A 21,197-nucleotide genomic window follows, 5' to 3' on the forward strand; every position below is an offset into this window, starting at 1 on the left:
AAGAGAACATGACTGCCACAGTTTCCGAAACCCCCCAGGTCCAGGGGACCACAGGCCGGATCTCGCGCGTCATCGGCCCCGTGGTCGACATCGAGTTCCCGCTCGATTCGGTCCCGACGGTCTACAACGCGCTGACGACCGAGGTCGCCCTGTCCGATGGCATCCGGAAGATCACCTTCGAGGTGGAGCTCCACCTCGGCAACGGGATCATCCGCGCTGTCTCCCTCCAGCCCACCGACGGCCTCGTCCGCGGTCAGGAGGTCATCGACTCCGGTTCGCCGATCAGCGTTCCCGTCGGTGACGTCACCAAGGGCAAGGTCTTCAACGTGACGGGCGATGTCCTCAACACGTCGATGCTCACCGAGCCCTATGAGATCACCGACCGCTGGCCCATCCACCGCGAGGCTCCCACCTTCGACCAGCTTGAGTCGAAGACTGAGATGTTCGAGACGGGCATCAAGGTCATCGACCTGCTCACCCCGTACGTGCAGGGCGGCAAGATCGGCCTGTTCGGCGGTGCCGGTGTCGGCAAGACGGTCCTCATCCAGGAGATGATCACCCGTGTCGCACAGGACCACGGCGGTGTCTCCGTGTTCGCCGGCGTCGGTGAGCGCACGCGTGAGGGCAACGACCTCATCTTCGAGATGGAGGAGTCCGGAGTCCTCAAGAACACCGCACTGGTGTTCGGCCAGATGGATGAGCCTCCGGGCACGCGTCTGCGCGTCGCACTGACGGGTCTGACGATGGCGGAGTACTTCCGCGACGTCCAGAACCAGGACGTGCTGCTGTTCATCGACAACATCTTCCGCTTCACGCAGGCGGGTTCCGAGGTCTCCACGCTGCTCGGCCGCATGCCGTCCGCTGTGGGCTACCAGCCCACACTCGCGGACGAGATGGGTGTGCTGCAGGAGCGGATCACGTCGACCCGCGGCAACTCGATCACCTCGATGCAGGCGATCTACGTCCCCGCGGATGACTACACGGACCCGGCTCCGGCGACCACGTTCGCACACCTCGATGCGACTACGGAGCTCTCCCGTGACATCGCGTCGCGCGGTCTCTACCCGGCCGTGGATCCACTGTCGTCGTCGTCGCGCATCCTCGACCCGCTGAATGTGGGTCAGGACCACTACGACACCGCGGTGCGCGTCAAGCAGATCCTCCAGAAGAACAAGGAGCTGCAGGACATCATCGCGATCCTGGGTGTCGACGAGCTGTCCGAAGAGGACAAGGTCGTCGTGCACCGCGCTCGTCGCATCGAGCAGTTCCTGTCGCAGAACACCTACACCGCTGTGCAGTTCACCGGTGTCGAAGGTTCGACGGTTCCTGTCAAGGACGCCATCGAGGGCTTCAAGGGCATCTGCGACGGCGATTTCGACCACATCCCGGAGCAGGCGTTCTTCAACGTCGGTCCGATCGAGGATGTGCTGCGCAACTACGATCAGCTCCAGAAGGAGAACTGACCGATGGCCGTGCTGACAGTCGTCGTCGTCTCCGCCGACCGTGAGGTCTGGACGGGCGAGGCCACGCGTGTCGTGGCACGCACCACCGAAGGCGAGATCGGCATCCTCGCCGGCCACGAGCCCCTGATGGGGCTTGTGGCCGGGGGAGAGGTCCGCATTCTCACGACGGCCGGTGACACCGTCCGCGCGCAGGCGAATGGAGGATTCCTGTCGGTGGCGAACGACAGGGTCTCCGTGGTCGCCGACGCGGCCGAGATCGTGGACTGAGAAGTCCCCGGGAAGAAGCGACGTGCTTGCATCCGTTCTGCTGATCATTCTGCTCTCGTCGGTCGGAGCGGCTGTGGTCATCGTCGTGCTCTTCACCGTCAGGCGCCGGTCGCTCACTCGAGCGGCCGGCGCTTTCGACTGCTCTTTCGAGCCCCTCGAGAAGCCGGGGGTATGGCGACTGGGCGTCGCCGTCTTCGGCGTATCCGCGCTCGACTGGTACCCGGTCTTCAGTCTTCGACCGCACCCCAGCTTCATCCTCCCGCGCGCCGATCTCGAGATCGTCGAGCGCGGGAGTCCCGCTGACGGCGAGGAGTACTCCCTGCTGCCGGACGCGCAGGTGATCGTCTGCCGCTACGATGTTCATCGCGGGTCGCCCAAGACGATACGGCTGGCCCTCGACGGGGAGGCGCTCTCCGGCTTCTCCTCCTGGCTCGAGTCCGCGCCCCCGGGCGCCAACCATACGATGGGACGGTTCACATGAGGCACGTCTTCGTCATCGAGGGCCCTGCGGTCCTGTCCGGCGACGTGACGGTGACGGGTGCGAAGAACTCCGTCCTGAAGCTCATGGCCGCGACGCTGCTGGCTCCCGGCCGTTCGGTCATCTCGAACGTCCCGGCCATCGCAGATGTCCGGATCATGTGCGAACTGCTCCATCGCCTCGGGTGCGGCATCGACTACGACGCCGGCGCCGGCACAGTAGCGATCGATGTACCGGAAGCGCCCGGCATCACTGCAGACTACGAACTCGTGAGGCTCATGCGGGCCTCGATCTCCGTGCTCGGGCCCCTGGTGGGACGGATGCACGCAGCCGAGGTCGCCGTCCCCGGCGGCGATGCCATCGGCTCCCGTGGGCTCGACATGCACCAGCACGGACTGGAGCAGTTGGGTGCAGACGTGAGCCTGGAGCACGGGTACTTCGTCGCCAGCGCCCCGAACGGGCTGCGTGGTACTGACATCTCTCTGCCGTTCCCGTCCGTGGGTGCGACGGAGAACCTCGTGATGGCGTCTGTCCTGGCCCGCGGTGTGACGACGATCGAGAATGTGGCGAAGGAGCCGGAGATCGTCGACATCTGCGAGATGCTCGTGGAGATGGGTGCTGACATCGAGGGGATCGGCACATCCCGCCTCGTGGTGACGGGGGTGCCGGGCCTGCGCCCGGTCGATCACCGGTGTGTGGGCGACCGCATCGTGGCGGGGACGTGGGCGTTCGCCGCTGCGGCGACGGGTGGTGACGTCACTGTGCACGGGGTGGAGCTCGATCTCCTCCCGAACGTCGCGGACAAGCTCGTGGAAGCGGGTGCCAGGGTCGAACCGGTGGTATCCGAAGACCCTGCGATCGCAGGATTCCGCGTCATCGGTCCCTCGCGACCACGACCGATCAGGGTGTCGACTCTGCCCTTCCCCGGGTTCCCCACCGACCTTCAGCCGTTCGTCATCACTCTCAATGCGGTCGCCGATGGTGTGGGACTGCTGACCGAGAACCTGTTCGAGGCGCGGTGGCGGTTCGTGAATGAGCTGTCGCGGCTGGGTGCCAGGGTGAGCATCGACGGCAACCACGCATTGGTGACCGGTACGGATTCTCTGTCCGGCGCTGAAGTCGAGGCGAGTGATATCCGCGCGGGCGCGGGTCTCGTCGTTGCGGGTCTGACCGCTGGTGGACGGACTGAGGTGTCAGGCGTCGACCACATCGAGCGCGGGTACGAGCACTTCGTGGAGAAGCTGACTCAGCTGGGGGCGTCGGTCGAGCGAGTGGAGAAGCCGGACACCGTCATCCCGTGAGGCACGGCCATCCCGTGCCGCGCTGCTGCACGTGAGGCGTGGTGCTGCAGGTGGTGGGATCCGGTCTCGATTCTCCGGGGCGTCCCTGGCGGGCCAGCCCGGTCAGAACAGGCGAGTCTCCGGGTCATCCATCCCGCGCAGGGCGTCGTAGTCGAGGACGACGCATCGGATGCCGCGGTCCTCGGCGAGTGTACGCGCCTGCGGCTTGATCTCCTGAGCTGCGAAGACGCCGGTGACGGGCGCGAGTGTGGCGTCGCGATTCATGAGCTCGAGATAGCGCGTGAGCTGTTCGACGCCGTCGATGCCGCCGCGCCGCTTGATCTCCACCGCGATGGACGAGCCTGCTGAGTCACGCGCGAGGATGTCGACGGGACCGATCGCAGTCATGTACTCCCGCCGCACAGTGGTGTATCCGTCGCCGAGGGTGTCGATGTGCTCGGCGAGCAGCTCCTGCAGATGGGCTTCGACGCCGTCCTTGACGAGGCCCGGGTCGGTGCCCAGCTCCTGCTCGATCTCCGTCACGACCTCTGCGATGGAGATGACCAGCGTGTCGTCAGTCTTCTTCTGGCGAACGGTCCAGATCTCCGAGAAGCCGGCTTCGACCTGGATCGCTGAGGGATCGTCGATGCGCATCGAACAGGGCGGCGACATCCAGTTGAGCGGTTTGTAGGAGCCACCGTCCGAATGGACCAGCACACTGCCGTCCGCTTTGATCATGAGGACCCTCATGGCCAGGGGGAGATGCGCGGACAGACGTCCGGCATAGTCGACCTGGCACTTCGCAATCACGACTCGCACAGGCGTCAACACTACGTGAGACACTGGTGTCATGCCACGTTCGTCCTCTTCGCGCCGCGCCAACAAATGGCAGCGTCCGGCTCGTGAGCTGTCGGCCGGATTCGCGACCCGCCGGCGGATCGATGATGCGCGTGATGGTCAATGGGTCGTGCAGCAGACCTCGGGCACATCGTCCGGGAAGGTCTATACGTGTCCCGGGTGTCAGCAGGACCTCTCCGCGTCGACTCCGCACACCATCGCATGGCGCGAGGTCGCGGCCTACGGACTCGGTACGGGACCAGAGGCGCGGCGCCATTGGCACACCCACTGCTTTCGGGGACGTCGCCGCTGACCGCGCGCAGCGGACCGGGTGGGGGCTGCAGTGCGGCCGCTCGAGCTGTGCGGGTCCTCTGCGGTGCCGACTCTCTGGTGCCGGACGTGCGGGGCCTGCGGCGAGGGGCCTGTCGTGCGGGGCCTGTCGTGCGGGATCCGCACCGAATGTCTGCGCTGAAGGGCCTCCCGGGGTCTTCTGGGCGTGTACTGCTCCCCGTGCTGGGCTCCTCCTGACAGGTGTCGTGGCGGTCGGATCGCACGGCTGGATCTCCCGGTTCCAGCAACCTCGACTCTCTCCGCGTGCGTCGTGCAGATGCCCTGCAGCTCCGAACAGATGCCCTGCAGTTCCGACGTCGTGCCATTCTGGACCGTCTCACCTGCACTGTTGCTGCCGACGTGTCGTAGTTCGTCGCTGTGTCCGTGCCTTCGAATAGTGTGTAGAACATCAATGGTGATGGTCCTTCACCCGCCGGTGACGGTGTGGAGTGACGGATCGTGTGGCGGCTGTGTTCTGTGCAGTGGCACGTGCTTCGAGGGAGAGGCGAGGGGCGAGGGGCGATGACGGAGGATCTGGCGGGCGGCCGTCTCCGGAGTGAGGATGCGGGTGGTCCTGTCCGGCTGCTCACAGTCGCGGATGTGCGCGCCGCCATCGGCCGGGTCGCTGCTGGTCGGTTCGGGGTGTCGGGTCCACTGTCGTGGTCGTTCGGGTCGCAGCCCGGTGTGGATGCTGCCGCGACTGAGTCCCCTGCGGTCTCGCCATCGGCTGTGGGAGGGACTGTGTCTGCGGCCACCTCGGCTCGTCTGCTCGGCGACTGGTCGGACACTGCCGGGGTGGTGGGGCGCATGCGGGCGGTGGAGTCTGCTCAGTTGGCGGCGTTCCTTCTCACTCGGGCGCTGAATCGTGAGGGCGGTGAAGGGGAGCTGGAGGCGTTCCTCGCCGCTCCGGAACCAGGGCCTGGGGCGGATCCTGCTGTTCAGTCGCAGGCTCCGAAGGGCTCTCCCGCAGGGTCTGCGGTTGGTGCGTATGACGATCCGCGGATCTCGACGCGGGCGCGTGGGCTGTTGGCCAGTGAGGACATGGTCGTGGTCGCAGCGACGCTGCGTACGAAGCTGGAGGTCGCCCGAAGGACCTGTGCCCGGGCGATCGTGTCGTTCATCGGGCTGCACAATCTGCTGTCCTCGGTGGTGGTGGGACGGTTGTCGGCGGAGCGGGTTGAGCGTCTGCATGTCCGGATCGATGATGCCCTCCTGCCGCTCGGGGAGGTGCAGGCTCTGGATGGGTTCCTCGATGGTCTGGATGCGGGATTGTCGTTGGATCAGTTCGAGAAGCAGGCAAGGATGCGGATCCGCATCCTGGATCCTGTGCCTGCTGATCCGGATGCTGCGCGGAAGAAGCGGTGTGTGCGGATCGAACGGCGGGATGATGACACGGCTGTGCTGGAGATGGTGGGTCCGATCGGTGTGATCGAGGCGCTGTTCCAGCGGCTGCGGGCGACGGCCAGAGCGATTCGGCGGCAGGAGATCGGTGCGCTCGGGCTCGCGAAGGACGGCCAGGACCTGGATGCGAAGGGACTGGCGGGTCGGTTATCGGATGATCGGCGGGTGGCGGAGTTGATGTTCGACTTGCTGGCCGGTGCGCGTCCGCGGACTCAGGTCCGTGTCGGCCCGGTGAAGTCTTCGGATGCGGGTCGGGGCGCGGCGGAAGCGAGCGTGCAGGCTGGCGGTGCTGGCGGTGGGACGGCTGCGGCTGGTGCGGGGCGTGGGGCTGATGTTCCTGAGGGTTCGTTCGTGGATGTGCTGTGCCCGACGGATGGTGAGTGGTTGCGGAAGCAGGCGCAGGTGACGGTCACGGTGCCGGTCTCGACGGTGCTGTCGTTGGACGATCGGCCGGGGCGAGTGAACGGGGATGTGCCGGTGTCTGCGGAATTCTGCCGGGACGCGGCTGGGTATGCGACGTCGTGGTATCGGGTGCTGACGGATCCGGCGACGAGCATCGTGACGGATCATGTTGCGCAGACGTATGAGCCGACTGCCGGGATGCGTCGGACGGTGCGGGCGAAGTGGCGGACGTGCACGGTGCCGGGGTGCAGTCATCCGGCGGGGTGGTGTGAGATCGAGCATTGCTGTCGGTTCTCGAGGGTGGATCCTGCATCGGGCGGATTGACGGTGATGGAGAACCTGCATGCGATGTGCAAGCACCATCATCAGTTGAAGACGATGGGCACGATTCGGCTGCAGCGTCTTGGTCGGAATGAAGTGGCGTGGGTGCTGCCGTTGGGGGTGACCGCGTCGACGAGTCCGCCGCCGCTGGCAGCGGGGTTGGATCCTCCAGATCCCGAGGTGCTGTTGGCGCAGGCGGATCGGTTCGATCGGGCGCCGGTCGGGGAAGGATACGCAGGGCCGGATCTATTCACCACGATCCCAGCATCAAGCGGATCAGACGAACCAGACGGCCGAGGCAGGCCCGACGATCTCGGCGACCCCGGTGCACCCAGCGAACGCGAGGAGCCTGACGACCTCGACGACCTCGACGACCTGAACGACCCTGATGACCCCGATCGTGACAGCGAGGTTCCACCACCGTTCTGACGGCAGGGGCAGGAGTGGGTCCAGACCCGCCCCTCGGGAGTGTGCTCGGCTTCGTCCCGACACGAGCGGCCCCACATCACCCTGACGGGGATCGGCGCGCCTCTCTGACTGGGATCGGCACGTCTCCCTGACGGGGATCGGCGCCCCTCACTGACCGGGTTCGGCCGCGTCGTGCCCACAGCGGATCGCTCGCCTGTCAGCCGGGACGAGCGCACAGGCACAGAGTGGCGCGAGACGCACAGGCACAGAGTCGCGCGAAACCACGCAAACAGCCGCGCGAAACGCGCAGGCTCAGAGCCACCCGAATGGTGGAGCAGAGCCGCTCGGGGACCCGCGCGGGTCGATCGGCCAGAAGTCTGCGAGCCGCAGGCAGAGACAGCTGTGGCCGAGCGGAGCACCGCTCGGCCACAGCCGTCATCACATCCCAGGGACTCAGCGCGGGCGGTTGTTCGCCTGGGGGCGTCCGTGCAGGGTGGTGGACGGTTTACCAGCCGATCCACCGGCTGCGTCGTCGGCCGACTCGGCAGTGCCGTCGCTGTCGACGGCTTCGTCCTCGTCGCCCTGATCAGGCTCGTCCTCGTCGTCCTGATCGGCTGCGTCGTCGGCAGCCTCCGGCGCGGGGTCATCCGTCTCTGCATCGACGATCACGGCTTCGGCGTCGTCCGGATCCACGGCACCCTCAGAAGCCGATGCCGTGTCGTCGACCGACATCTCGTCGGTGTCCTGGTCGCCGTCCGCTCCAGCCTCGGTGCCGAATCCAGCCTCCGCGCGAAGAGCCTTGAGCTCTTCCTCGTCCGCGATCTTCTCCGTGGGAACAGCGCCTGCCGCCACTCGTTCCGCGCTGGGCTCCTTCGGATCGTCGGACGTGGGAAGGAGGCCCGGGTTCGCGAACATGGAGCGGAGCTGGTCGAGCTGCGCCGCAATGGTCTTCCGCTGCTTCGTGAGCAGATCGACCTGCGACTGCGCGGACTGCACGTTCCGGCGGGATTCGGCCTGCGATTCCTCGATAGTCGCTTCCGCAGTCGCACGCGCTTCACTGATCAGCGTCTGCGCGCGCTTCTTCCCGTCCGCAATGATCGTGTCGGCCTGTTCGACGGCGTCATTGCGGGTGTGCTCGGCACGCTCCGTCGCCGCCTTGGCGTCGGCCTCGGCCTTCTCTGCGCGTTCCTGTGCTTCCTTGAAGACTCGGTCGTTCTCCGCCTTCGACGTGTCGAAGCGCTCCTTCTCCGACTTCTCGAACTCGCTCTTCTTCGTGGCGAGCTCGAGATCGAGGGCCTCCGATGCCTTCCGCGTCTCCTCCTCGCGGGACTTCGCGTCCGCCAGCAGGGCGTCAGCCTTCTCCTGTGCGTCCTCGCGAAGTGCGTCGGCCTCCGTCTGCGCTGCAGCACGCAGTTCATCGGCTTCGGTCTTCGCCTCGCTGCGCACGCGTGCGGCCGCCTCTTCCGCGTCGGCGCGCATAGTGGCGAGCTCCCTGGTGAGGGATTCGCGGGAGTCCGATGCTTCGGCCGTTGCGGTGGAACGCAGGCGCTCAGCTTCGCGCTCCGCCGAGGCGAGGGTCTCCTTCGCCTTCTTGTCGGCAGCGGTGATCGTCTCCGACGCGCGCAGTTCTGCGGACGAGGTGATCGCCTCGGCCTCGGAGCGTGCGCCGCTCAGGGTGTCATCGGACTCAGTGCGCATGCGGGCGCGCTGACCAGCGGCGTCTGCGCGGGCCTTGTTGCGGATCGTCTCCGCATCGGCAGTCGCCTGGGCCAGCGTCTCGCGAGCCTGGGACTCTGCGATCTTGAGCAGGTGGTCGATTCTGGTGCCCGGCGCTCCGTCCGTCTCCGGCTGGGCGTTCGCGGCCTTCTTGAGCTGCTGCTTGGCCTCGGACAGCTCTCCTGCGACCTGCAGCTTCGCACGGTCCGCGCTGATCACCTGACTGCGTGCGTCCTTGAGCGCCTTGCGCAGGGAGTCGATCTCCTTCTTGAGCTGCCCGATGCGCGTATCGACTTCACTCTTCTCGTAGCCGCGCATCGCGGTGCGGAACTCTTCTGGAGGCGTCACTGAGGCTCCCATCCTCTTCAGATCATGCTCGATGGCTGTATGGCGGCCGGTCGGAGTCTTCCCACACCGGACAGTGACTCTGCTGAGCGTCTGCCCGCATGGTCGCGGTCCTGCCGCGCTTCGGAACCCACTCTAGTGCGTGGGCGGCTTCCGGCGGCACCCGTATCGGCCTATGAGCCGACTGTCCCAGGTACCTATGAGGGCGGGCAGAAGATTCGGGTGTGCGCTGAGCGAGGACACCCGAGGTGTCGGGGGAGTCCGTGGGCTTCGATAGGCTGTAGGCGACGTGCGATGCAGAACACTTTCGTCTGGTGCTGAGCAGGCCGACCCGATCACATCGATCGGCGGCTCAGGGGCACTTTCATGAGGAGGAACAATGACCGAAGCCGTCATCGTCGCGGGATCGCGTACGCCGTTCGGGAAGATGTCCGGTGCGCTGGGTTCACTCAGCGCTGTGGATCTGGGGGCGGAAGCCATCAGCGGGGCTCTCTCCCGTGCCGGCGTGAGCCCCGATCAGGTCCAGCACGTGATCATGGGGCAGGTGCTCCAGGCCGGTTGTGGGCAGGGGCCCGCACGCCAGGCCGCGGTGAAGGCGGGCATCCCGATGTCCGTCAACGCGATCACGATCAACAAGCTCTGCCTGTCCGGGATCAACGCGATCACACAGGCCGCGATGCTCGTGCGCGCGGGTGAGTACGACGTTGTCGTCGCCGGTGGTCAGGAATCGATGACCAACGCACCTCACATGCTCGAGAAGTCCCGTGCCGGCTACAAGTTCGGCACTGTGCAGGTTCGTGACCACATGGACTACGACGGACTGTGGGACGCCTTCACCGATGAGGCGATGGGCGGTCTCACCGAGGCGGCGAACGACGATGATGATCCGAAGCGCTCCTTCACCCGTGAGCAGCAGGACGAGTTCGCTGCGACGTCGCACCAGCGAGCTGCAGCCGCGCAGGATTCGGGTCGCCTCGCCGAGGAGATCACCCCGGTCACGCTGAAGTCCCGCAGAGGCGAGGTCACCGTCGAGCTCGACGAGGGTGTGCGTGCCGACTCCACCGGTGAGTCGATGGGCAAGCTGCGTCCCGCCTTCCGCAAGGACGGCACGATCACCGCGGGCAACGCGTCGCAGATCTCCGACGGGGCCGTGGCAGTCGTCGTCATGTCCAAGGCGAAGGCTGAGGAGCTCGGCCTGCCGATCCTCGCGGAGATCGGCGCTCACGCGTGGACTGCCGGCCCGGATTCGTCGCTGCAGCATCAGCCGTCGCAGTCCATCCGGGCCGCGGCGGAGCGGGCGGGGGTCGCAGCCGATTCGTTCGACCTCTATGAGATCAATGAGGCGTTCGCCGCGGTCGGCCTCGCATCGACCGCAGACCTGGGCGTCGATGCGGAGAAGGTCAACGTCAACGGCGGGGCGATCGCGCTGGGCCACCCGATCGGTGCGTCCGGTGCTCGCATCACCCTGGACCTCGCACTCGAGCTCAAGCGTCGCGGCGGCGGCACCGGTGTTGCGGCGCTCTGCGGCGGCGGCGGTCAGGGCGACGCTCTCATCATCACTGTTCCGAAGGGCTGATCGATCATGCTGCTCGCGTTCTCCGTCGCACCGTCCGGTGGTGCCGATCCCGACGGTGACGGCGGCGTCCATGACGCCGTCGCCGCCGCGGTGAAGGTGGTGCGGGAATCCGGACTCCCGCACCGTACGGATTCGATGTTCACCACTCTCGAAGGAGAGTGGGACGAGGTGTTCGCCGTCGTGAAGGCCGCGACCGACGCCGTGGCCGCCTTCGGCCCCCGTGTCTCGCTGGTCATGAAGGCCGACATCCGCTCGGGCCGCACCGATGAGCTGGACGGCAAGCTGGAACGGCTGGAACAGGCGATCGACCGCACCTCCGAGTAGTGCGCGGAGCGCTCACGACCGACACGCATGCCTGCTGCGCCGGGGGAGTCGGAGCACACGTCCAGCTGAGTCCTGCTGGTGTGTGCCCGGCGCCTCGGCGGCGGTAGGATACTGCGTGGTCGCCACCCGGTGACACGCCCCCATAGCTCAATGGATAGAGCAACGGCCTTCTAATCCGTAGGTTGCAGGTTCGAATCCTGCTGGGGGCACTTTCAACGCCGCTGACAGTGATGGGACGAGCTGTGAGGATAGTGCGGGCTGCGAGGATGCGAGTCTGCCGGCGACGGATCCGCCGATCGCCAGACGGATGGGCCGATGCGGGATTCTCAACAGGTGCCAGCACCCAGCACCCGGCACCCAGCAGGTGCGCGCACTCGGAGGGTCACGACTCTCAGTGAAACCGCAGGGTCCCGGCGTGGTGAGTGGAGGTCGGAGCCGCTTGCGCCCATGATTGACGCGTGGATGCCCGCTCAATGACCCAATCCGTCGGCGCAGACGCCGCTTCCGCGCTGGCGGATCTGCTGCGACGTGTGCAGGACGCCCGACTGCCCCTGGAGACCGCGTCGGCCCCCGATGCCCGGGCCCTCCAGCACTCGCTCGGCAATCAGCTCGAGGACTACCTGCTGCCGCGTGTCCAGAATCCGGACGCACCGCTGCTCGTGGTGATCGGTGGTTCGACGGGCGCAGGCAAGTCGACACTCGTGAACTCGATCCTCCGCAAGTCCGTCACGCAGTCCGGGGTGATCCGCCCGACGACTCGTTCTCCCGTTCTCGTCCACCACCCGGATGATGCTGAGCACTTCCAGTCCGACCGTGTCCTCGCAGGATTCGCTCGGGTGACGCGTGAGGAGACTGAGTTGGACAAGCCGCAGCTGCGGCTCGTGGCCGACGCGTCGATCCCTCCCGGCCTCGCGCTGCTCGATTCGCCGGACATCGACTCCGTCATGGAGTCGAACCGCCGCATCGCCCGCCAGCTGCTCGCGGCTGCCGACCTCTGGCTCTTCGTCACGACCGCGGCCCGCTACGCGGACGCCGTCCCGTGGGCACTGCTCACCGAGGCGCAGGCCCGCGGCACGACCGTCGCGCTCGTGCTGGATCGGGTCCCGTCCGAGGCCAACCGTGAGGTGCGCCGTCACCTCACCGAACTGCTGAGTGACGCGGGGCTGGGTTCCTCGCCGGTCTTCACCGTGCCGGAGGTCCCGCTCGAGGACGGGCTGATCCCCGAGGCCGCGGTCTTCACCCTCACCTCGTGGATCCTCAACCTGGGGCGCAGCGAAGCGGCTCGGTCGCGAGTCGTGGAGAAGACCCTCGTCGGCGCGCTGGCCACCGTGCCTCCGCGCGCAGAGGAGCTCGCCACTCACATCGTGGAGCAGGAGGAGCAGCACGCGCGCCTGAGTTCGGCAGTCGACGACAGCTTCAGCTCCGCGATGGGCGAGCTCGCCGCATCCCTGGCCGATGGCCGCGTGCTGCGCGGCGAGGTGCTGGCCAGGTGGCAGGACTTCGTGGGTGCCGGGCAGTTCTTCCGCGGCATCGAACCCACTGTCGCGCGACTGCGCGACCGGATCACCGCCGCCGTCACCGGTAAGCGGGACACATCCGAACCCCTGGAGCTGGCGATCGAGCAGAGCGTGAGCCTGCTGATCCGCGAGCAGGCGGTCCAGGCGGTCACGGGTGCTCGCATGAGTTGGGAGGAGACCCCGGCAGGTGCGGCGCTCATCGCCGCGCACGGCGACGAGGGCTTCGCCCGCTTCCGCGTCCCCGCAGATTTCGACGCGCGCGTGAACCGGGCGATCACTCAGTGGTCCGAGAGCGTCAACGACCTCGTCCGTGACGTCGGCCAGTCGAAGCGCGCCAAGGCTCGCATCCTGTCGTTCGGCGTCAACGGCGTGGGAGCGGTCCTCATGCTCGCTGCGTTCGCAGGAACCGGCGGTCTGACAGGTACAGAGGTCGGCATCGCAGGCGGTACGGCTGTGGTGGCGGGGAAGCTTCTGGACACGATCTTCGGCGACCAGGTGACGCGTGACCTGGCGGACACGGTCCGCACACGCCTGCTCGACTCCGCGCAGGAACTCGTGACGTCGTGCCGCACGCCGTTCGACGACGCACTGGCCGCGGCCGAGGTCCCGCCCCGGCAGGCGGGCACGCTGCGCGGGAGCGGCACGAGACTCGAGGAGGCACTGTGATGATCGACCAGTCGACACGTCCCGGCACGGCGCCGGCCACCGACACGTCGGCGCGCTCAGACGCTGCGGCGGGATCCGATCCGTCGCGCGACGAGCTGGGCCGTCTCACGGAGGGTCTGCGATATGCGCTCGAACGCGGGGAGGACACCCTCCGCCCCGAGCTCGTCACTGACGCGAGGGACCTCTTGGCGCGCGTCGACGAGCGCATGCGTCTGGGCGAGGACCATACCGTCGTCGCGTTCGCAGGTTCGACCGGATCGGGGAAGTCCTCCCTGTTCAACGCTGTTGCAGGGCTGGAGATCGCCCAGGTCGGCGTTCGACGTCCCACCACGTCGAAGCCCACCGCCTGCGTGTGGGGGGCCGGGGGAGAAGAGCTCCTCGACTGGCTCGACGTCCCGGTCGAGAATCGCACGTGGCGCGAATCCGCGCTGGATGGTGACGACCAGTCCGCGCTGCACGGGCTCATCCTCATCGACCTGCCCGACCATGATTCGACCGCGAGCGCACACCGCCTGGAGTCCGACCGCATGGTCGGCCTGGTCGACGTGGTGTTCTGGGTCGTCGACCCGCAGAAGTATGCCGACTACTCCCTGCACACGGGCTACCTGGCGGCGTTCGCTGAGCACAGCACGGCCATGGTGTTCGTGCTCAATCAGATCGACAGGATCGCACCGGCTGAGCGCCAGGACGCCTCCGATCACTTCTCATCGCTCCTGCAGGCCGATGGTCTGGTGGATGCGCGTGTCCGCACAGCATCGGCCGTCACCCACTACGGAGTCGACGACCTACGCCGGATCCTGTCGGAGACAGTCGCGCAGAAGCGGGCCGTCACAGAACGGCTTCTGGCGGATGTGCGGACCGTCAACGGCCGCGTCCTCGACGAGATCGGCGAGCCGCCCCACGGCATCGCAGACATCCGCGGAGCACAGGAGCTCGTGGACGCGATGACGGATGCGGCCGGAGTCGACGCGATCTCGCAGACGGTGCATGACGACTATCTCCGACGTGCGTACAAGCGGACCGCTTACCCGGTCTTCGCCTGGATGCAGCGTTCGCAGGCGGATCCGCTGGGGGCGAAGCACGGAGCGGACCGCGACGATCTCATCCGCGCTGGATCGCCCGAGGTGACGCGGGCTCAGCGTGCACGCGTGAGCCTGGCTGCGCACGACCTGGTCGATGCCGCTGTGTCCGGGATGCCGTCCGTGTGGCGCAATCGTGTCGCGAAGGAGGAGCGTGCCAGCTCGGAGGCACTCTCCGAGAACCTCGACGAGGCGATCACCGCAGTCGAGGTCCCCCGCCGGCAACCGGGATGGTGGACACTGGCGGGCATCCTGCAGGTGCTCTTCTTCACGGCAACCGTCCTGGGACTGGGGTGGCTGATCTTCCAGATCATCGCTATGCTCGGAGTCGGCTTCGAACCGGGACTGTTCCTGTGGATCGTGCCGGTCGTCCTGTTCGTCGGAGGGGTGATCGGATCCTTCGTCGTGTCCGCCTGGGCATCACGAGCGCGGAGGGCGGGCGCAGTCGAGGCTGCGGACTCCATCACCGAGCGGCTCCAGGCAGCGGTCCGTTCCACTGCGGAGAGCGCATTCCTCGAGCCGATCACCGCCGTCGTCGACGACCACCGCCGCATCCACGACGGGCTGCGCTGACCTCTCCACGACGACGTGCGCGGACTCCGCGTCACACGTCGAAGCCCACCTAGCACGCAGGTGCGCACACACGATGTGTGCGCACCTGCGGCGTATCCACAGGCCTCGTCGCCCCGTTGTACAGAACACATGCGCACGATGTGCTCGTTCCACTGCCGGACAGGGAGGTTCCCTGTCGATGGGTGGAAGGGGAGTCACATGAAGATCACGAATGTCTTCGTCGGGACGGTGGGCCACGAGCCGCGTTCCGGCGCCTTCGAGGACGGTCGTGCCTGGGCGAACGTCCGGATCGCCGTCAACCACGACTACTTCAACGGGGCGACCGGCGAGGTCGTGAATCGCGGAGTCAGCTGGTTCGACGTGAACGCCTATGGCGCACTGGCGAAGAATATGGCGTACTGCGTGCACAAGGGCGACAGCATCATCGTCGTGGGCGAGCTGCGACTGCGGGACTGGGAGAAGGAAGGTCGCACCGGCACCAGTGGCACGATCGTGGCTGATGTCGTGGGACCCAACCTGCTGTTCGGCGTCGCGAAGTTCGTCAGCTCCAGCACACTCACCCCCTCCCCGGACCCGGCAGACGACGACGGTGAGGGCGACGGCACCGGCACGTCGCGAGCAGACGGTGCCAGTGCTGCGGCGGACGTGGAAGCGGGTGGAGCCCCGAGTGAGGAGGAGCGAGCGCCGGCGGGCGCTCCGTTCTGAGAGGACCGTGCCGCGGCACGGCGCTCCCAGCACATCCGGGAGCGGCGAGTCGTGGACGAGCGCATGCGGCGCTAGAGTGGGATCCGCGCAATCGCCCTCCGGAAGGACTCGCATGGTCACGACTCGTCGACTCGCCGCCCTCACGGGCACCGTCGCGCTCCTGCTGACCGGATGCTCCGTGTTCGAACGCGAACCCGCCGAGCCGAATGTCGTGGAATCCGAAGAACCGGCGATCGTCGACGACGTCACGGCGGTGCTCGCGCCGCTCGTCGACGAGGAAGGGGCGCTGCCGACGTCCGCATCCCTCTTCGACACCCTCATGGAGGCCGGCTACGACGCCGATCAGCTGGAGGCCACCCAGGACGACACACCGTTGGCCACCGGCGTCTCCTCGAAGATGTTCGCGGTGCTGCTCGACGAGGGCTGCGTGGTCGGAGAGATCCGAGAAGGCGATATCTTCGCGAGCCTCATGCCGCCTTCGGAGTCGACGGGGACATGCCTCTACGGCGCGATCGATCGGCCCGAGGACGCGCCCGAACCCAGCGGTGAACCACGTGAGGAGGGCGCCGGGGACAACGGTGCCGGCCATATCCCGGGTGAGGACTTCTCCGGGGAGTCCGAGGACGATGACTCCGGCGACGGTGCGGATGACGGTTCTGACGGCGGCGAAGGAGATTCCGGCGGGAACTCCAGCGATGGGGGAGCCGAAGACGGCTCCGGCAGCGGAGCGGATGGTGAGTCGGGCGGCTCCGACGACGATTCCGGCGGGGCGGGCCTCGGCGGCAACTGACGCAGTCCAGAAAGGGTGACGCGTGACGCCGCGTCGAGAATGGTCGTAGGCGCGCCCGAGCTATAGGCTGGAAGGCACTATGGCAGAATTCATTTACACCATGCACAAGGCGCGCAAGGCGCACGGTGACAAGGTCATCCTCGATGATGTCTCGATGTCGTTCTATCCCGGAGCGAAGATCGGCATGGTCGGCCCGAACGGCGCCGGCAAGTCGACGATCCTCAAGATCATGGCGGGCCTGGAGCAGCCCTCCAACGGCGAAGCCCGCCTGAGCCCCGGATACTCCGTCGGCATCCTCCTGCAGGAGCCTCCCCTCAACGAGGAGAAGACCGTGCGGGGGAACGTCGAAGAGGCGGTCGGCGAGATCAAGGGCAAGGTGGATCGGTTCAACGCGATCTCCGAGGAGATGGCGAATCCGGACGCAGACTTCGACGCCCTGATGGAAGAGATGGGCAAGCTGCAGGAGGCCATCGACAACGCGGACGCGTGGGATCTGGATTCGCAGCTCGAGCAGGCGATGGACGCACTGCGCTGCCCGCCCGGCGACATGGCCGTCACCCACCTGTCCGGCGGTGAGCGCCGTCGCGTGGCACTGTGCAAGCTCCTCCTGGAGAAGCCCGATCTGCTCCTCCTCGATGAGCCCACCAACCACCTGGACGCAGAATCGGTGCTGTGGCTCGAGCAGCACCTGTCGAGCTACCACGGCGCAGTCATCGCGATCACGCACGACAGGTACTTCCTGGATCACGTCGCGCAGTGGATCGCAGAGGTCGACCGTGGACACCTGTACCCGTACGAGGGCAACTACTCGACGTACCTGGAGAAGAAGCAGGAACGTCTCTCGGTGCAGGGCAAGAAGGACCAGAAGCTGCAGAAGCGCCTCAAGGACGAGCTCGAATGGGTGCGCTCCAACGCCAAGGCGCGTCAGACGAAGTCCAAGGCCCGCCTCGCACGCTACGAAGAGATGGCGGCAGAGGCGGAGAAGACCAGGAAGCTGGACTTCGAAGAGATCCAGATCCCACCGGGGCCCCGCCTCGGCAATCTCGTCATCGAAGCGGACGCGCTGCAGAAGGGCTTCGACGGGCGCACGCTCATCGACGGGCTGTCCTTCTCGCTGCCGCCCAACGGCATCGTCGGCGTCATCGGCCCGAACGGCGTGGGCAAGTCGACGCTGTTCAAGACGATCGTCGGTATGGAGGAGCTGGACGGCGGGGATCTCAAGATCGGCGATTCCGTGAAGATCTCCTACGTCGACCAGTCCCGTGGCGGCATCGACCCGAACAAGAACCTCTGGGAGGTCGTGTCCGACGGACTCGACTTCATCCAGGTCGGCAACGTCGAGATGCCGTCGCGCGCCTACGTGTCCGCATTCGGCTTCAAGGGCCCGGACCAGCAGAAGAAGGCCGGCGTCCTGTCCGGCGGTGAGCGCAACCGGCTGAACCTCGCGCTCACGCTGAAGCAGGGCGGCAACCTGCTCCTGCTCGATGAGCCGACCAACGACCTCGACGTCGAGACCCTGGGCTCACTGGAGAATGCTCTGCTGGAGTTCCCCGGCTGCGCCGTGGTCGTGTCCCACGACCGCTGGTTCCTGGACCGCGTCGCCACGCACATCCTCGCGTGGGAGGGCACGGAGGAGAACCCGGGCGCGTGGCACTGGTTCGAGGGCAACTTCGAGTCCTACGAGAAGAACAAGGTGGAGCGACTGGGCGAGGACGCAGCACGTCCGCACCGCGTCACGCACCGCCGTCTGACCCGCGACTGACCCGCACGCCCCGCAGCGCACTGAGCCGCATGCCCCGCAGCGCATCGCTGCAGGGCAGCTCGGTTCGTCCGGTCGGCCGTCGGCGAGTGTGATCGGAACAGCTGCTATGAATGTGTGGAGGGCCCCTCGCGAGGGGCCCTCCACACATTCACCCGCGCACTCTCAGTGCTCCGCGCGCTTACTCAGCGCTGTTTGAGGCGAAGCATCCCCTGCTGCGACATGGTCGCGATGAGACGCCCGTCGCGGGAGAACACTCGGCCGGTGCCCAGCGCGCGACCGTTGTTGGACCTCGGCCCCGTGAGGTCGAACAGCAGCCAGTCGTCGAAGTCGAAGGGGGAGTGCCACCACATCGCGTGGTCGAGGCTCGCCATCCGCAGCTGCGGCGTGTACCAGGGGATCCCGTGGACCCGCAGCGTCGGCTCGAGCAGGTTGTAGTCGCTCACGTACGCCAGGGCTGCGGCGTTGAGGACACGGTCGTGGCCGAAGGGTGCGACGGTCTTGACCCAGAACATCTCTGACGCCTTCTGCTCACCCTGGAACCGCGCCTGGATAGCGGGCTCCACGCCCCGGATCTCGAACGGGCGCTTGAAGATCCAGCCCTCGAGCAGGGGATGATCGATGTCGGCAAGCTGCTCTGAGAGTGACGGGAGCTCCTCCGGCGGAGGCACGTCGGTGGGCATCGTGTCCTGATAGTCGAGGCCCTCCTCGTCGCGCTGGAACGATGCCATGCCGGTGAAGATCGGCTGCCCGTCCTGGTAGGCCTGCACGCGTCGGGCGGAGAACGAGCCCCCGTCGCGGAGCACGTCGACGCCGAACGTCAGGTCGGAGAAGACTGAGCCGGCCCTCAGGAAGTACCCGTGGAACGAATGGATCGGGCGGTCATCGGCCACTGTGGCGGATGTGGCGACCACGCACTGCGACAGGACCTGTCCGCCGAACAGGACGTCTCCCGGCTTGGGCTGGTTCCACCCCCGGAAGTTGTGCTCCTCACCGCCGATCCCCGGTGTGTCGAGTCGGCGCAGGTCGAGCACCCGCTGCAATTCATCGATGTCGGCTGTCGCGTCCATGGTCTCCTCCTCGCGGCCCAGCCGCTCGGTTCTCGTCGGTCGTGAAGGCGCGCAGTCCAGCGTGGGTCCGCGCGCGTGATGTCCTGATCCTACCGCCCTGTCTTATCGATCGTTCAGGGATCCCGCCCGACGGAGCAGGATGCAGGCAGGGCGCGTCGTCGATGGCAGGATGGAGGCCATGCACCAGACGTCCTCGGCTCTCACGAACCCGCTCATCCCCGGCTCCTTCACCCGCGTGCTCATCGAGCTTCGCTGGGGCGATATGGACGCCTATGGTCACGTCAACAACGTGACCCAGCTGCGGGTGCTGGAGGAGGCCCGCGTGCGGGCCTTCGGGTCGCCGACCGCTGCGCGCGACGCCGCGAACACGGAGGTGCCGGGAGCCGGCCGGGTCGTGCTGGGCTCCGGGCTGCCGGACGTGCTGGGCCGGGCGAGTGCGGACACCGACCTCCTCGTGCTCTCCCACAGGATCGAGTACCGAGAACCCGTCCCGTACCGCGAAGGCCCGGTCGCAGTGGACTGCGTGATCTCCGCCGTGTCACCCGTTTCGATGACGGTCGGCTACGTCATCGCAGAAGCGGATGGGGCGAAGGCATACACCGTCGCAGAGACGGAGGTCGTCTTCGTGGACACCGCCAGCGGTCGTGCCCGTCGCATCCGCGACCACGAGCGTGAAGAGCTCGAAGCCGCAGTGACGGCAGCTGTGAGGCTCCGCCATGTCTGACGATCTGCTCATCCCCGTCGATCCGACGGCCCTGCAGGACTGGAAGACGCTCATCGCGAGGGCAGCCCATGCTGATGAGGACGCGGCGGTGCGCATGGCCGTCGCCAATGACGTGCTCGTCCTCACCGTCGCCCCGCTGCACCCGCACGGCTTGGGCGACAGCATGCCACTGGTGCTGGGCATGCGCATGCTGCGGCTCAGGTCTCCGGCGATGGACGGACTCGACGTCGTGGTCGATGCTCGAGCGCTGCTCGATCGCTTCGCCCGGCTCGAGGCCGCAGGTGATCGCGATGAAGCATCGGCAGCAGACCAGCCGGTGCTGGGAATCCCGATTCCCCCCGCCGAGGTCCGGGCTCCGTGGGCGGGCATCTCGCCTCCGCGCGGGCCGTGGGAGCCGCTCGGCACCGTGAGCGTCGGGTCGCTCACGGGCGTGGCGGAAGCCGGGATCGAAGAAGTCGCTCAGGGAACGCCGGAGAAGGCGGGCTCTCTCGCTGTCGATTCCCTGCGGAAGCAGGTCTGGTCGCGCACGGCGCTGGAGGTGGGCTACACACCGGAGTCGTCGGATGTGGAGCATTCCCAGCCGATCCCCGCCGGCGCGGCATTCGGCGCCTTCGTGCTGGGATTCCTCGCGGGCGCAGACGTCGCCCACGTCCTGCGGTCAGGGGTGTGGACGCGACTGAGCATGCCCGGAGGTCACGTGCTGGTCCGGTGACGTCTCAGATCAGTGGGCCCGGGGGCTGCCGGTCGGCGTCCCCGGTGTTGACCATCGCGGTGGCGGCGCGCTGGAAGTAGTCCCACATGAGCTCGTCGTACAGGGGCGGCAGCGCGATCGCATCAAGAGCGCCCCGCATGTGATGCAGCCACCTGTCGCGGGCATCGAACGTGACGGGGAACGGCATGTGCCGCATGCGCAGCCGCGGGTGGCCCCTCTCCTCGGAGTAGGTCGTCGGGCCTCCGAAGTACTGCTCGAGGAAGGCCTGCAGTCGCCACTTCGCCCCGTCGAGCTCCAGCCCGTCGGGGTACATCGCGATGAGCTGCTCATCCTCGGCCACCCCCGCGTAGAACGCGTCCACCAGGGCGGTGAATGTCTCATGTCCGCCGACGGACTCGAAGACGCTCGACGGTCGTCCGACGGGGATCGTCGTGCGGGGCGTGGTCATGGATGG

At 67.1% G+C, this 21,197-nt stretch carries 19 protein-coding genes and 1 tRNA gene; 16 read left to right on the top strand and 4 right to left on the bottom strand.

The features are described 5' to 3' along the window. The first annotated feature begins 8 nt into the window (after positions 1 to 8). The 4 genes from atpD to murA are packed head-to-tail and all read left to right on the top strand — an operon-like array spanning position 9 to position 3,509. Positions 9 to 1,463 (top strand): F0F1 ATP synthase subunit beta, encoded by a 1,455-nt coding sequence (gene atpD / locus BJEO58_RS11940; RefSeq protein WP_101589703.1) that lies wholly within the window; start codon positions 9 to 11, stop codon positions 1,461 to 1,463. 3 nt (positions 1,464 to 1,466) lie between these two features. After that, entirely contained in the window at positions 1,467 to 1,730 is a 264-nt protein-coding gene (locus BJEO58_RS11945; RefSeq protein WP_101589704.1) for a F0F1 ATP synthase subunit epsilon, read from the top strand. 22 nt (positions 1,731 to 1,752) lie between these two features. Continuing rightward, positions 1,753 to 2,211: a DUF2550 domain-containing protein gene (locus BJEO58_RS11950; protein ID WP_101589705.1), complete on the top strand. Its 459-nt coding sequence runs from the start codon at positions 1,753 to 1,755 to the stop codon at positions 2,209 to 2,211. Further along, entirely contained in the window at positions 2,208 to 3,509 is a 1,302-nt protein-coding gene (murA, locus tag BJEO58_RS11955; protein ID WP_101589706.1) for a UDP-N-acetylglucosamine 1-carboxyvinyltransferase, read from the top strand. The genes BJEO58_RS11950 and murA overlap by 4 nt, the downstream gene beginning before the upstream one ends. Before the next feature lie 102 nt (positions 3,510 to 3,611). Here murA and nucS read toward each other — a convergent pair whose 3' ends face one another. Continuing rightward, the gene (nucS, locus tag BJEO58_RS11960) at positions 3,612 to 4,307 is read right to left on the bottom strand and encodes an endonuclease NucS (RefSeq protein WP_101589707.1); all 696 of its coding nucleotides are present in this window, start codon (positions 4,305 to 4,307) and stop codon (positions 3,612 to 3,614) included. Positions 4,308 to 4,338: 31 nt separating this feature from the next. Between nucS and BJEO58_RS15440 the strand changes: the two genes are divergently transcribed. Both BJEO58_RS15440 and BJEO58_RS15005 read left to right on the top strand, forming a co-directional pair. Then, on the top strand, positions 4,339 to 4,638 hold the full coding sequence (locus tag BJEO58_RS15440) for an Rv1322 family protein (protein WP_101589708.1): 300 nt from the start codon (positions 4,339 to 4,341) through the stop codon (positions 4,636 to 4,638). A 539-nt stretch (positions 4,639 to 5,177) separates the two neighbouring features. Then, entirely contained in the window at positions 5,178 to 7,208 is a 2,031-nt protein-coding gene (locus BJEO58_RS15005; RefSeq protein ID WP_180951938.1) for an HNH endonuclease signature motif containing protein, read from the top strand. Between the two features lie 432 nt (positions 7,209 to 7,640). Here the strand turns inward: BJEO58_RS15005 and BJEO58_RS11985 are convergent, their stop codons facing one another. Next, on the bottom strand, positions 7,641 to 9,251 hold the full coding sequence (locus BJEO58_RS11985) for a cell division protein (RefSeq protein ID WP_180951939.1): 1,611 nt from the start codon (positions 9,249 to 9,251) through the stop codon (positions 7,641 to 7,643). 376 nt (positions 9,252 to 9,627) lie between these two features. Between BJEO58_RS11985 and BJEO58_RS11990 the strand changes: the two genes are divergently transcribed. From BJEO58_RS11990 to ettA, 8 genes are all read left to right on the top strand, one after another. After that, positions 9,628 to 10,824: an acetyl-CoA C-acetyltransferase gene (locus tag BJEO58_RS11990; protein WP_101589711.1), complete on the top strand. Its 1,197-nt coding sequence runs from the start codon at positions 9,628 to 9,630 to the stop codon at positions 10,822 to 10,824. 6 nt (positions 10,825 to 10,830) lie between these two features. Then, positions 10,831 to 11,148, top strand: a complete 318-nt coding sequence (locus BJEO58_RS11995; protein WP_101589712.1) for a thiamine-binding protein — start codon at positions 10,831 to 10,833, stop codon at positions 11,146 to 11,148. Between the two features lie 136 nt (positions 11,149 to 11,284). Further along, positions 11,285 to 11,357: transfer RNA gene (locus tag BJEO58_RS12000), tRNA-Arg, on the top strand. Positions 11,358 to 11,621: 264 nt separating this feature from the next. After that, the gene (locus tag BJEO58_RS12005) at positions 11,622 to 13,331 is read left to right on the top strand and encodes a dynamin family protein (RefSeq protein WP_101589713.1); all 1,710 of its coding nucleotides are present in this window, start codon (positions 11,622 to 11,624) and stop codon (positions 13,329 to 13,331) included. Then, positions 13,331 to 14,983: a GTPase gene (locus BJEO58_RS12010; protein ID WP_101589714.1), complete on the top strand. Its 1,653-nt coding sequence runs from the start codon at positions 13,331 to 13,333 to the stop codon at positions 14,981 to 14,983. The genes BJEO58_RS12005 and BJEO58_RS12010 overlap by 1 nt, the downstream gene beginning before the upstream one ends. Before the next feature lie 198 nt (positions 14,984 to 15,181). Continuing rightward, positions 15,182 to 15,688, top strand: coding sequence for a single-stranded DNA-binding protein (gene ssb, locus BJEO58_RS12015; RefSeq protein WP_180951940.1), 507 nt, complete (start codon positions 15,182 to 15,184; stop codon positions 15,686 to 15,688). Between the two features lie 112 nt (positions 15,689 to 15,800). After that, entirely contained in the window at positions 15,801 to 16,478 is a 678-nt protein-coding gene (locus tag BJEO58_RS12020) for a DUF6993 domain-containing protein (RefSeq protein ID WP_101589716.1), read from the top strand. A gap of 79 nt (positions 16,479 to 16,557) precedes the next feature. Next, entirely contained in the window at positions 16,558 to 18,240 is a 1,683-nt protein-coding gene (gene ettA, locus BJEO58_RS12025) for an energy-dependent translational throttle protein EttA (RefSeq protein ID WP_101589717.1), read from the top strand. A gap of 182 nt (positions 18,241 to 18,422) precedes the next feature. On the opposite strand, the gene BJEO58_RS12030 is transcribed toward ettA, so the two are convergent. Then, complete coding sequence (locus tag BJEO58_RS12030; protein ID WP_101589718.1) at positions 18,423 to 19,307, bottom strand: acyl-CoA thioesterase; 885 nt, start codon at positions 19,305 to 19,307, stop codon at positions 18,423 to 18,425. Positions 19,308 to 19,485: 178 nt separating this feature from the next. Between BJEO58_RS12030 and BJEO58_RS12035 the strand changes: the two genes are divergently transcribed. Both BJEO58_RS12035 and BJEO58_RS12040 read left to right on the top strand, forming a co-directional pair. Continuing rightward, on the top strand, positions 19,486 to 20,031 hold the full coding sequence (locus BJEO58_RS12035) for an acyl-CoA thioesterase (protein WP_101589766.1): 546 nt from the start codon (positions 19,486 to 19,488) through the stop codon (positions 20,029 to 20,031). After that, positions 20,024 to 20,743 carry a DUF8185 domain-containing protein gene (locus tag BJEO58_RS12040; protein WP_101589719.1) on the top strand — a complete coding sequence of 240 codons (720 nt, stop codon included), beginning with the start codon at positions 20,024 to 20,026 and terminating at the stop codon, positions 20,741 to 20,743. The genes BJEO58_RS12035 and BJEO58_RS12040 overlap by 8 nt, the downstream gene beginning before the upstream one ends. 4 nt (positions 20,744 to 20,747) lie before the next feature. Here BJEO58_RS12040 and BJEO58_RS12045 read toward each other — a convergent pair whose 3' ends face one another. Beyond that, the gene (locus BJEO58_RS12045) at positions 20,748 to 21,191 is read right to left on the bottom strand and encodes a globin (RefSeq protein WP_101589720.1); all 444 of its coding nucleotides are present in this window, start codon (positions 21,189 to 21,191) and stop codon (positions 20,748 to 20,750) included. Positions 21,192 to 21,197 lie beyond the last annotated feature (6 nt).

The organism is Brevibacterium jeotgali, assembly GCF_900169175.1.
Taxonomy (GTDB): Bacteria; Actinomycetota; Actinomycetes; order Actinomycetales; family Brevibacteriaceae; genus Brevibacterium; species Brevibacterium jeotgali.